Raw genomic sequence first — 12,895 nt, 5'->3', positions numbered from 1 at the left:
GGAATTCTGGCGCTGAGGACAGGGCCAGAGTTTAGCTTTACAGTTGGGTAATAGTCTTAATTTCGACGGTTTGGTGCCTTCCAGGATAAATCCGTTCGATACTAACTGATATACTCATTTCCGATTTTAAACCGACATATCAAGTATTAACTTGAACGGCCTATAAGAGAGGTATCTTAATGTCTGCCAATAATACCAAAGTAAAAAAAGCGGTAATCCCGGTAGCGGGTTTGGGTACGCGTATGCTCCCGGCTACCAAAGCGATTCCTAAAGAAATGTTACCGCTGGTTGATAAGCCGTTAATCCAGTATGTCGTTAACGAGTGTATCGCTGCTGGCATCAACGAAATTGTGCTGGTAACGCATTCATCAAAAAATGCCATCGAAAACCACTTTGATACCAGCTTCGAACTGGAATCAATGCTGGAAAAACGCGTTAAGCGTCAGCTGCTGGATGAAATCCAGTCAATCTGCCCGCCACACGTCACCATCATGCAGGTTCGTCAGGGCATCGCTAAAGGTCTGGGTCACGCTGTAATGTGTGCACACCCACTGATCGGTGATGAGCCGTTTGCGGTTATCCTGCCAGACGTCATCATCGACGAATATGAATCTAACCCAACCAAAGATAACCTGGCAGAGATGCTGAGCCGTTATGAAGAGTCTGGCCGCAGCCAGATCATGGTTGAGCCGGTTGCCGATGTGACGGCATACGGTGTTGTCGATTGCCAGGGCGCAGAACTGAACCCAGGCGACAGCGCACCAATGGTCGGTGTGGTTGAGAAGCCTAAAGCGTCAGAATCCCCATCAAACCTGGCCGTTGTAGGTCGTTATGTTCTCTCTTCAGAGATCTGGCCACTGCTGGCTAAAACGCCTCCAGGTGCAGGCGGCGAAGTTCAGCTGACTGACTCCATTGCAATGCTGATGGAAAAAGAGACAGTTGAAGCATATCACCTGAAAGGCGTCAGCCATGACTGTGGTAACAAACTGGGCTACATGCAGGCTTTCGTTGAGTACGGTGTTCGTCATCCGGTATTGGGCAAAGATTTTTCTGAATGGCTCGATGGCGCAGTTGGCAACAAAAAGTAATTCATAAACACAGGATAACTCGATGAAAGTCACTGTATTTGGTATCGGCTATGTCGGTCTGGTTCAGGCTGCGGTGTTAGCCGAAGTCGGACATGACGTTCTCTGCATTGATGTCGACGAAAACAAAGTCGAAAATCTGAAAAAAGGCATCATTCCTATTTTCGAACCAGGTTTAACGCCGCTGGTAATGTCCAATTACGAAGCGGGTCGTCTGAAGTTCAGCACTGATGCTGAGATGGGCGTAAACCATGGTGTTATGCAGTTTATTGCAGTTGGTACTCCACCAGATGAAGACGGCTCTGCCGATCTGAAATATGTGACCGCCGTAGCGCGCACCATTGCGCAGCATATGAACGATCACAAAGTGGTTATCGACAAATCAACCGTTCCGGTTGGCACAGCAGACAAAGTTCGTGCGGTAATGACGGAAGCGCTGAAAGCGCGTGACGCCAACATCACTTTTGATGTGGTATCTAACCCGGAATTCCTCAAAGAAGGTGCTGCAGTCAATGACTGTATGCGTCCAGAACGTATCGTTGTCGGTACTGACAACGACGACGTGGTAGAACTGTTACGCGAGCTCTATGAGCCGTTTAACCGTAACCACGATCGTATGATCATGATGGATATCCGCAGCGCAGAGCTGACCAAGTATGCAGCAAACTGCATGCTGGCCACCAAAATCAGCTTTATGAATGAGATGTCTAACCTGGCTGAACGTTTAGGCGCGGATATTGAAAAAGTACGCCAGGGCATCGGTTCCGATCCCCGCATTGGCTATCACTTTATCTATCCTGGCTGTGGTTACGGCGGCTCCTGCTTCCCGAAAGATGTGCAGGCGTTAATCCGTACCGCTGAGTCAATTGGCTATCAGCCACGTCTGTTGCAGGCCGTGGAAGATGTGAATGACAACCAGAAAAACAAACTGCCAACCTTTATCAAACGTCATTTTGGTGACGATCTGAAAGGTAAAACGTTTGCGCTCTGGGGCCTGTCATTTAAGCCGAACACTGACGACATGCGTGAAGCCTCCAGCCGTGTGCTGATGGAAACGCTGTGGGAAGCTGGCGCATCTGTTCAGGCGTTTGACCCTGAAGCGATGGATGAAGCACAGCGTATCTACGGTCACCGCAGCGATCTTAAGCTGATGGGTACCAAAGAAGCCGCATTGCAGGGCGCTGACGGCCTGGTCATCTGTACGGAGTGGCAAAACTTCCGTGCGCCTGACTTCGACATCATCAAAAATGCACTGAAAGAAGCCGTGATTTTTGATGGTCGTAACCTGTATGATCCAGAGCGTATCAGCAAACGCGGTTTCGTTTATTATGCAATCGGCCGCGGAGCGTCTATTCAAACTGCATAATTAACGAGGGATTTATGAACTTTCTGGTCACCGGCGCCGCAGGTTTTATTGGTTTTCATGTCAGCCAGCGTCTGCTGGCCGCCGGTCACCAGGTTGTCGGTATCGACAACCTGAATGATTATTACGACGTAAATCTCAAGCATGCCCGTCTCAATTTAATTAAGGCCGATCCTGGTTTTACTTTTATTGAGATGGACCTGGCGGACCGTGACGCAATGGCGTCACTGTTCGATCAGCAAAAATTCCAGCGCGTTATCCATCTTGGTGCTCAGGCTGGTGTCCGGTATTCCATTGAAAATCCTCATGCCTACGCAGACTCCAATCTGACGGGTCACCTCAATATCCTTGAAGGTTGCCGTCATCATAAAATTGAACATCTGCTCTACGCCTCATCCAGTTCAGTCTATGGTCTGAATCGCAAGATGCCGTTCTCAACCGAAGATAGCGTTGATCATCCGGTTTCTTTATATGCAGCGACCAAAAAAGCCAACGAGTTAATGTCACACACTTACTCGCATCTCTATCAGCTGCCGACCACTGGATTGCGCTTCTTTACGGTCTATGGCCCGTGGGGCCGTCCGGATATGGCGTTATTCAAATTCACCCGAGCAATGATTGCCGGTGAGGCGATTGACGTTTATAACCAGGGCCAGATGAAACGCGACTTTACCTATATTGACGATATTGCTGAAGCCATTGTTCGCCTGCAGGATGTTATTCCACAACAGGACGACAACTGGACAGTTGAAACCGGATCGCCGGCAACCAGTTCAGCGCCTTATCGTGTTTATAATATTGGAAACAGTCAGCCTGTCACGTTGATGAACTATATCGAAGCGATTGAAAAAGCCCTGGGCATTACTGCGAAGAAAAATCTGATGCCAATGCAGCCTGGAGATGTACTGGAAACCAGTGCGGATACCGAAGCCTTGTTTAAGGCAATTGGATTCAAACCGCAGACCGGGGTCGAAGAGGGCGTTAAAAACTTTGTGGACTGGTACCGCGACTTTTACCGCGTCTGAGTATCTGATTAAAAGAAAAAAGGAAGCTCCGGCTTCCTTTTTTATTGCGCATCAGGCTGCCAGGAAGGCAGTCACACTGCGGGTTTTTACAGTAAAAAATCGTCCAGCTTTTTACCCTGTTCTTCCAGCGCTTTTTTAATCACGGCCGGTGTGCGGCCCTGACCGGTCCAGGTTCTGGACTCGCCTTTTTCATCGGTGTAACCATATTTAGCCGGACGTACTGAGCGTTTACCTTTTGCCGCAGTCCGTGTGTCGGTCAGCGTGTTAATCAGTTCATTCGGGTCAATACCATCAGCCAGTAGCATTTCACGATACTGATTAAGTTTACGCGTGCGTTCTTCATTTTCTGCCTGAAAATGAGACTCTTCTTCGCGGCGCTCTTTTACTACTACGTCCAGCTTTTCCAGCATCTCTTCCAGTATTTCAACGGAATACTCTCTGGCCTGGGCGCGCAGCGTACGGATATTATTAAGAACTTTTAGTGCTTCGCTCATTGTCCTGGTCTCTGAATAAGGGAAAAGTTGTGTTGCCCGCTAATAGTAGTGGCGACATAAAATAACTGCAATCATAAAAATATGTATATCACTAATTACCCAGGTGACTAAAAATAATTTTCACCAGAAAATTGCACAGTAGTGCAGAATAAAAATATTTTCCTTTAGTCCGATATCAAATAAATTTAATGTATTCAGGTCAGCAACAAAAATGTCATTGATTTTGTTGCGGGTAAAATAAGCAAAACTTATCCCGTTCGGCACTGCACATAACAGGCGCTGGAAACGGCATGCAGAGGAATAAACGGCCAGCCGTTACACTTTATTCACTCATCAACCGCAACGTATTGCCGCCGCTTTGTGGTAATATGCGCGCCATTCCATTCAGTCCTGATGAAGATACGCGCCGATGGCTCAACTCTATTTCTATTACTCTGCCATGAATGCAGGGAAATCAACCGCACTGCTACAATCCTCATATAACTATCATGAGCGCGGCATGCGTTCACTGGTTTACACCGCTGAAATCGATAATCGCTTTGGTGCCGGGCAGGTGAGTTCCCGTATCGGACTATCGTCACCGGCCTTGCTATACAACGCAGAGACATCACTCTACAGCGACATCGCTGCTGAACATGCCGTTCAGCCTGTCCATTGCGTGCTGGTTGATGAGAGTCAGTTCCTGACCCGTGAGCAGGTTAAAGCGCTGTCAGATGTCGTAGACGACCTTGATATTCCGGTGCTCTGTTATGGTCTGCGAACGGATTTTCGCGGTGAACTGTTTGTTGGCAGTCAGTATCTGCTGGCGTGGGCAGATAAGCTGGTTGAACTCAAAACTATTTGTCACTGTGGGCGCAAGGCCAGTATGGTTCTGCGACTGGATAGCGAGGGCAAACCTTTCAGTGAGGGTGAGCAGGTGGTGATTGGCGGTAACGAACGTTATATCTCAGTCTGCCGTAAGCATTATAAACAGGCGATAGAGCAGGGATCGTTGCAGGCGATTCATGGCGCTCAGACTCCGCTGAATTAACCCTATTTTTCAGGCAATAAAAAACCCGCCGGGGCGGGTTTTTTTATCAGACAGTCAGAACGGCACTATCAGACTTTTTTGGCTTTCTTCTCAAGCTTAATACCTTTTACCGGCTGCTCAGCAATGGCTTCGGCTACGCTAGAGAACGGTTCGACAAATTCACGACCGTAGTAGGTATCAAGCATAATCTGTTTCAGTTCAGCAATCAGCGGATAACGTGGGTTAGCGCCGGTACACTGGTCATCAAACGCATCATCGGCCAGTTTATCGACTTTCGCCAGGAAGTCCGCTTCCTGCACACCCGCCTCACGGATAGAGGTTGGAATACCAAGTTCAGTTTTAATCTCATCCAGCCAGGCGAGCAGCTTCTCAATTTTCTGCGCGGTGCGGTCGCCTGGTGCGCTCAGACCCAGATGGTCAGCAATCTCGGCGTAGCGACGGCGCGCCTGAGGGCGATCGTACTGGCTGAAAGCGGTCTGTTTAGTCGGGTTGTCATTCGCGTTGTAGCGAATAACGTTAGAGATTAACAGGGCGTTGGCCAGGCCGTGTGGGATATGGAACTCTGAACCCAGCTTATGCGCCATTGAGTGACAAACCCCGAGGAAGGCGTTGGCAAACGCAATACCGGCGATAGTGGCGGCATTGTGTACGCGCTCACGCGCCACCGGATTTTTGGCGCCTTCGGCATAGCTGGCTGGCAGATTCTCTTTCAGCAGTTTCAGTGCCTGCAGCGCCTGTCCGTCAGAGTATTCATTCGCCAGTACTGAAACATAAGCTTCCAGCGCGTGGGTCACGGCATCCAGACCGCCAAAGGCGCAGAGTGAACGCGGCATATCCATCACCAGGTTGGCATCGACAATCGCCATATCAGGCGTCAGTGCGTAGTCAGCGAGCGGATATTTCTGACCCGTCGCATCATCGGTCACTACAGCAAACGGCGTGACTTCAGAACCGGTACCGGACGTGGTGGTGATGGCAATCATGCGCGCTTTGACACCCATTTTCGGGAACTTGTAGATACGTTTACGGATATCCATGAAACGTAACGCCAGCTCCTCGAAGTGAGTTTCCGGATGTTCGTACATCACCCACATGATTTTCGCGGCATCCATCGGTGAGCCACCGCCCAGCGCGATGATGACATCCGGTTTGAAGCTGTTCATCTGCTCAGCACCTTTACGCACGATGCTCAGCGTCGGGTCAGCTTCAACTTCGAAGAACACTTCCGTTTCAATGCCGTGTGATTTCAGCACGCGGGTCACCTGGTCGGCATAGCCGTTATTGAACAGGAAGCGGTCAGTGACGATAAAGGCACGTTTCGCGCCATCCGTTGCCACTTCTTCCAGCGCAATTGGCAGTGAACCCCGACGGAAGTAGATGGATTTTGGAAGTTTATGCCACAACATATTCTCAGCTCGCTTGGCGACAGTTTTGGTATTGATCAGATGTTTTGGACCGACGTTCTCTGAAATAGAGTTTCCGCCCCACGAACCACAACCCAGCGTCAGAGACGGCGCCAGTTTAAAGTTGTAGAGGTCGCCGATACCACCCTGCGAGGCGGGGGTGTTGATCAGAATACGCGCGGTTTTCATTTTGTCGCCGAAGTAGTGAACGCGTTCGGTCTGATTGTCCTGATCGGTATAGAGACAGGAGGTGTGGCCGATACCGCCCATGGCGACCAGTTTTTCTGCTTTCGCGACCGCATCCTGGAAATCTTTCGCCCGATACATCGCAAGGGTTGGTGAGAGTTTTTCATGGGCGAACGGCTCAGACTCATCCACCAGCTTCACTTCGCCAATCAGAATCTTAGTGCTCGGTGGCACGCTGATACCGGCCATCTCCGCAATTTTGAACGCTGGCTGGCCTACGATAGCCGCATTCAGGCCGCCGTTTTTCAGAATAATATTCTGCACCGCACTCAGTTCGGCACCCTGCAGCATATAACCGCCGTGGCTGGCGAAACGTTCACGCACCGCGTCATAGACTGAATCGACCACAATCACCGACTGTTCAGAGGCGCAGATAACCCCGTTATCAAAGGTTTTCGACATCAGAATCGACGCAACCGCACGTTTAAGATCGGCGGTTTCATCAATCACGACAGGCGTATTACCCGCACCGACACCAATCGCAGGTTTACCGGAGCTGTAAGCCGCTTTCACCATGCCTGGACCGCCAGTGGCGAGAATCAGGTTGATGTCAGGGTGATGCATCAGTTGATTTGACAGCTCAACGGAAGGTGCGTCGATCCAGCCGATAATATCTTTTGGCGCACCGGCAGCCACCGCCGCCTGCAATACGATGTCTGCAGCTTTGTTGGTCGCATCTTTGGCGCGTGGATGAGGAGAGAAGATGATGCCGTTACGGGTTTTAAGGCTGATTAATGCTTTGAAGATGGCGGTTGAAGTGGGGTTGGTCGTCGGGACGATACCGCAAATCAGGCCAATAGGTTCGGCGATGGTAATGGTGCCGAAAGTATCATCCGTGGCTAACACACCACAGGTTTTTTCATCTTTATAAGCGTTGTAGATATATTCTGAAGCAAAATGGTTTTTGATCACTTTGTCTTCGACGATGCCCATACCTGATTCGGCAACGGCCATCTTGGCAAGCGGGATTCGGGCATCTGCGGCGGCGAGGGCGGCGGCACGGAAGATGGCGTCGACCTGTTGTTGAGAAAAGTTGGCATATTCACGCTGGGCTTTTTTTACACGTTCAACCAGTGCATTAAGTTCGGCGACATTGGTTACGGCCATGGTGTTCTCCTGAAGGAAGTTAAACTTTTTTAGTAAACAATCCTGCGCCCTGAGTATAGTCACGTTGCCATAAGGCGTTGGACTGGGTCAGAACGCCCGGATTTTCAACTGTTTACTGAACTAGTCTTCTGTTGCAGTCAGTGAGATTTTCTTCGCTGCCGCTAATACTTCCGTTGCGAAAAGATTACCTGGTTTGGGGTAGGGCAATTTTGATGCAGATCAATTTAACCGCAAGCTGACACCTTTCAGCTCCCCTTTATGCCCTTCGTTTATCAAATTGGTTACCTCTTCACGTCATCAGCCTGGTAGCGGCTAAATCCAGTCACTTTTTAATGTCTGGGGTAACGCGCTGGATGCTCCGTCATTCAACAGCATAAATAGCTGAGTCAGCATCTGGCGTCCGTGCCTGTTTTCACATACATTAGGCGCGTTTTCCCCCCTGTGGTACGGAGTAAAGTCGTGAACCCTGCGCTGTTAGATTTATCAGGCTATATAAAATTTTTTGTCGGGCTCTTTGCGCTGGTCAATCCGGTGGGAATTATTCCGGTCTTCATCAGCATGACCCGTTATCAGGGGGTGGCTGAGCGTAACAAAACCAACCTCACTGCCAATCTGGCGGTTGCTATTATTCTCTGGACGTCACTGTTCCTTGGTGATGCGATTCTGCATGTGTTTGGCATCTCGATTGACTCCTTCCGCATCGCGGGTGGGATCCTGGTCGTCACCATTGCGATGTCGATGATCAGCGGCAAGCTGGGCGAAGATAAGCAGAATAAGCAGGAGAAGTCAGAAACGGCGATTCGTGAAAGTGTGGGGGTTGTACCGCTGGCGTTGCCTCTGATGGCGGGGCCGGGTGCTATCAGCTCGACCATTGTCTGGAGCACCCGCTACCACAGCTGGATAAATCTGCTGGGGTTCACTCTGGCGATTGCGATCTTTGCATTCTGCTGCTGGTTACTCTTCCGGGCCGCGCCGTTAATGGTGCGTATTCTTGGCCAGACCGGTATCAACGTCATTACGCGTATTATGGGTCTGTTACTGATGGCGCTGGGCATCGAATTTGTTGTCACCGGCATGAAGTCCATTTTTCCCGGCTTACTCAATTAGACGCTCACTTATTTCAGAGAGTGAAGTGAAATAATGATCCGTAATGGTGCAGGATGGGCATTTTATGCACCATTACGATGCAATTATTCGTTGTGCTTAACAGAATCAGGCAATTATAAATTTCATTACTGCGCGCTGGCTCACAGACTTTTTTCTGCGAAATAATGTCACTATTTTCACACGATATTCTGCTCTCTATTTTCGTGTAAGCCTCACAAACTGCCAGAATAATCACGCTATCTTAAATTTCATCACGCTGAAGCCAGATTACCCAATATAAGTGCCAAAAAAGAGGCTGTTTGTCGCTGCTTTCCGCTCTTAAGAGGGGTTTCCAGCTAAATAGTCTATTTTTCATATCGATATGATATTTTCAGGACGAAAATTAACACTTCCGCTGCCTGACTTCTCATGATAAAAGAGAATTAGTTAACATTTTAGCTATTTTGCTTTGGCGCGCCTTCGCGGCTTCTGATAATTTTTGGCCCAACGTAAAATTTTTTCTCCGAAAGCCCAAAGTGAGAACGCTTTTTGCTTAAGCCTGTCGGGATACTTAATTTAAGGTTGGCGTTTCGCATGATTGGGATGAAGAATTTGCAGCAGCAGCGGTCAACACTCGCAGTCGTTTTGTTAATGGCATTTTCTCCGGCCTATGCCGCCACGGTGCCGCCGGGTACAACACTGGCCGCGCAGCAACAGATTGTGATCAATAACGGCAGTGAAGTCTCCTCGCTGGATCCGCATAAAACCGAAGGCGTGCCGGAATCCAATATTATTCACAACCTGCTGGACGGCCTGGTCAATACCGATAACAGCGGGCAGGTCGTTCCTGGCGTCGCTAAAAGCTGGGAAAACCCGCAACCCACCGTCTGGATTTTTAATCTGCGGGAGGATGCGAAGTGGAGCAACGGTGAGCCGGTTACCGCCACTGATTTCGTCTACAGCTGGCGCCGTCTGGTGGACCCGACAACCGCGTCGCCTTACTCCAGCTATCTGCAGGCAGCCCATTTTGCCAATATCGATGCCATCCTTGCCGGTAAAGCGTCACCCGATCAGCTGGGCGTGAAGGCGCTGGATGCCCATCGGCTGCAAATTACCCTGAGTGAGCCGGTGCCTTACCTGGTGGCGATGTTAGCGCATACGGCGATGAAGCCGGTTTATGCGCCAGCCATTAAGCTGTGGGGTGAAGCCTGGACCCGCCCGGGTCACTACATCGGCAACGGCGCCTACACGTTGAGCGACTGGGTAGTGAATGAAAAAATTGTCGTGAAGCGCAATCCTCGCTACTGGGATAATGCGCACACCGTGATTGAACAGGGGACATTCCTGCCGATCGCCTCTGAAAACAGCGATATCAATCGCTACCGCAGCGGCGGCACGGATATTACCAACAGTGCGGTGCCACCAGAGATGTTTGGCAAGCTGCGCAAAGAGCTGGGCGATGAAGTGAAGGTCAGCCCGCTGCTCTGCACCTTCTACTACGAGATTAATAACAAAAAGCCGCCGTTTACCGATGCGCGGGTGCGTGCCGCGCTGAAGATGACCCTCGATCGCGAGGTGATTGCCAATAAGATCATGGCCCAGGGGCAGATTCCGGCTTACAGCCTGACGCCGCCTTTTACCGCCGGTATCAAACTCACTCCACCTGCCTGGTTCACCTGGACGCAGGCGCAGCGTAATGAAGCCGCGAAGAAGCTGCTGGCAGAGGCCGGCTTTGATGCTGCCCATCCGCTGACCTTTACGCTGCTCTACAACACTTCCGATCAGAACAAACGGCAGGCGATTGCGGCCGCGTCGATGTGGCAGAAAAACCTGGGTGCTAAGGTGACGCTGCAGAATCAGGAGTGGAAAACCATGCTGGAGACCCGTCATCAGGCGCAGTATGACGTGGTGCGCGCCACCTGGTGTGCTGACTACAATGAACCCTCAACCTTCCTGAACATGCTGATCAGCAACGCCTCGATCAACACCGCGTTTTACAGCAGCGCGACCTTTGATCGTCTGATGGCGGAGACGCTGACGGCGGGCAGCGAGGCGCAGCGCGCCAGCCTGTATCAGCAGGCTGAAACACAACTCGACAAAGACTCACCAATTGTGCCAGTTTACTACCGCGTAAGTGTGCGCCTGGTGAAGCCCTGGGTTGGCGGCTTCACGGGCAAAGACCCGCAGGACATGACAGACCTGAAGTACTATTTCATCAAAAAACACTGATCTGATCGCCTGTTCGGCGAGACAGTCGGAAAGCGCATCAGCAAACAGACCTTTTTGGGGTCAATCTCCCTGGTAACAGGCCAGGGAGCCCGCAGACGGGGGACGCCGGGGCAGAGCATCGCCACGGTGACGATAATAAAACTGGAGTGTAATAATGAACAACATCACGAAAAAAAGCCTGATTGCAGCGGGCGTTTTCGCCGCAGTGAGTGCGCTGGCAGGGAATGCGGCTTTCGCGGCAACGGTGCCTGCGGGCGTTGAGCTGGCCGCTAAACAGGAGCTGGTTCGCGGCAATGGCGATGAAGTGCAGTCGCTCGATCCGCACAAAATTGAAGGTGTTCCGGAAGACAACGTGGCGCGTGATCTTTACGAAGGTCTGCTGGTCAATGACAGCAACGGTAAACCGATCCCGGCCGTAGCGGAAAGCTATGAAAATAAAGATTTCAAAGTGTGGACTTTCCACTTACGTAAAAATGCCAAATGGTCCAATGGCGAGCCGGTCACCGCGCAGGACTTCGTCTACAGCTGGGAGCGTCTGGTCGATCCTAAAACCGCCTCACCGTATGCCAGCTATCCGCAGTATGGTCATATCCTGAACGTCGATGACATCATCGCCGGTAAAAAACCAGTTACCGATCTGGGCGTAAAAGCTATTGATGACCACACGCTGGAAGTCACCCTGAGCGAGCCGGTTCCCTATTTTGATAAGCTGCTGATTAACTCCGTCATGTCACCGGTTTACAAACCGGCGATTGAGAAATTTGGCGATCAGTGGACGCAGCCGCAGAACTGGGTCGGCAACGGTGCCTTTAAGCTTGAAGCGCACGTGATTAACGAACGTATCACCCTGGTGCGTAACCCGAACTACTGGGACAATGAGCATACGGTGCTGAACAAAGTCACCTTCCTGCCGATCAGTTCAGAAGTCAGTGACGTTAACCGTTACTTCTCCGAGAACGGCAGCGACATGACCTATAACAACCTGCCAATTGAGCTGTTTAAAAAGCTGCAGCGTGACAACGGTAAAGAGCTGCACGTCGATCCATATCTCTGCACCTATTACTACGAAATCAACAACCAGAAAGCGCCATTCACCGATCCGCGCGTGCGCGCTGCCCTGAAGCTGGGTCTGGATCGTGACATCATGGTGAATAAAGTGCTGGCGCAGGGCCAGAAACCTGCCTATAGCTACACGCCACCAGCGACCGACGGCATGGACATTCTGCCGCCAGACTGGTTCAAATGGTCACAGGACAAGCGTAATGCCGAGGCGAAAAAGCTGCTGGCCGAAGCGGGCTACACTGCCGACAAACCGCTGACCTTTAACCTGCTCTATAACACCTCCGATCTGCACAAAAAGCTGGCGATTGCTGCCTCCTCGATCTGGAAGAAAAATATCGGCGTGAACATCAAGCTGGAAAACCAGGAGTGGAAAACCTTCCTAGATACCCGTCATCAGGGTAACTACGATGTTTCCCGTGCGGCATGGTGTGCGGACTACAATGAACCGACTTCCTTCCTGAACACCATGCTGTCCAACAGCAGCAGTAACACCTCGCACTATAAGAGCGATGCGTTTGACAAAGTGATTCGCGACGCGATTAAGGCCCCGGATGCTAAAGCCCGTGCAGCTGACTATCAGCAGGCCGAGCAGATCATGGATAAAGACAGCACCATCGTCCCGGTTTACTACTACGTGAATACCCGTCTGGTGAAACCTTATGTCGGCGGTTATACCGGTAAAGATCCACTGGATAAAACCCTGGATAAAAATTTCTACATCATCAAACACTAATAGCATTCAGGCTATCAGCAGTGGCGGCGCGT

The 12,895-nt window shown here is 50.7% G+C and carries 9 protein-coding genes; 7 read left to right on the top strand and 2 right to left on the bottom strand.

The window, feature by feature from the left end:
• Window positions 1–179: 179 nt before the first annotated feature.
• From galU to ACMGGP_RS09320, 3 genes are read left to right on the top strand one after another with little or no spacing between them, the layout of a single operon-like run.
• Entirely contained in the window at window positions 180–1,088 is a 909-nt protein-coding gene (galU, locus tag ACMGGP_RS09330; RefSeq protein ID WP_008925296.1) for a UTP--glucose-1-phosphate uridylyltransferase GalU, read from the top strand.
• A gap of 22 nt (window positions 1,089–1,110) precedes the next feature.
• On the top strand, window positions 1,111–2,451 hold the full coding sequence (locus tag ACMGGP_RS09325; protein WP_031593141.1) for a UDP-glucose dehydrogenase family protein: 1,341 nt from the start codon (window positions 1,111–1,113) through the stop codon (window positions 2,449–2,451).
• 14 nt (window positions 2,452–2,465) lie between these two features.
• Entirely contained in the window at window positions 2,466–3,473 is a 1,008-nt protein-coding gene (locus ACMGGP_RS09320; protein WP_010244357.1) for an NAD-dependent epimerase, read from the top strand.
• An 86-nt stretch (window positions 3,474–3,559) separates the two neighbouring features.
• Here the strand turns inward: ACMGGP_RS09320 and hns are convergent, their stop codons facing one another.
• A complete protein-coding gene (gene hns, locus ACMGGP_RS09315; RefSeq protein WP_010244359.1) occupies window positions 3,560–3,967 on the bottom strand; it encodes a histone-like nucleoid-structuring protein H-NS in 408 nt (135 codons plus the stop codon).
• Window positions 3,968–4,376: 409 nt separating this feature from the next.
• Between hns and tdk the strand changes: the two genes are divergently transcribed.
• On the top strand, window positions 4,377–4,997 hold the full coding sequence (tdk, locus tag ACMGGP_RS09310; protein ID WP_010244362.1) for a thymidine kinase: 621 nt from the start codon (window positions 4,377–4,379) through the stop codon (window positions 4,995–4,997).
• A gap of 68 nt (window positions 4,998–5,065) precedes the next feature.
• On the opposite strand, the gene adhE is transcribed toward tdk, so the two are convergent.
• Window positions 5,066–7,753: a bifunctional acetaldehyde-CoA/alcohol dehydrogenase gene (gene adhE / locus ACMGGP_RS09305; protein ID WP_010244364.1), complete on the bottom strand. Its 2,688-nt coding sequence runs from the start codon at window positions 7,751–7,753 to the stop codon at window positions 5,066–5,068.
• 459 nt (window positions 7,754–8,212) lie between these two features.
• Between adhE and ACMGGP_RS09300 the strand changes: the two genes are divergently transcribed.
• The 3 genes from ACMGGP_RS09300 (at window position 8,213) to oppA (ending at window position 12,863) form a co-directional block, all read left to right on the top strand.
• The gene (locus ACMGGP_RS09300) at window positions 8,213–8,860 is read left to right on the top strand and encodes a YchE family NAAT transporter (protein ID WP_010244367.1); all 648 of its coding nucleotides are present in this window, start codon (window positions 8,213–8,215) and stop codon (window positions 8,858–8,860) included.
• Window positions 8,861–9,490: 630 nt separating this feature from the next.
• A complete protein-coding gene (locus ACMGGP_RS09295) occupies window positions 9,491–11,068 on the top strand; it encodes an ABC transporter substrate-binding protein (protein WP_498798381.1) in 1,578 nt (525 codons plus the stop codon).
• 154 nt (window positions 11,069–11,222) lie between these two features.
• Window positions 11,223–12,863, top strand: a complete 1,641-nt coding sequence (gene oppA, locus ACMGGP_RS09290; protein WP_010244375.1) for an oligopeptide ABC transporter substrate-binding protein OppA — start codon at window positions 11,223–11,225, stop codon at window positions 12,861–12,863.
• Window positions 12,864–12,895 lie beyond the last annotated feature (32 nt).

It is taken from the genome of Curtobacterium sp. BNK-1, assembly GCF_048685235.1.
GTDB classification, from domain to species: Bacteria; Pseudomonadota; Gammaproteobacteria; order Enterobacterales; family Enterobacteriaceae; genus Pantoea; species Pantoea agglomerans.
Note: the sequence above shows the minus strand (reverse complement) of the source record. Positions and strands in the feature narration are given on the sequence as shown.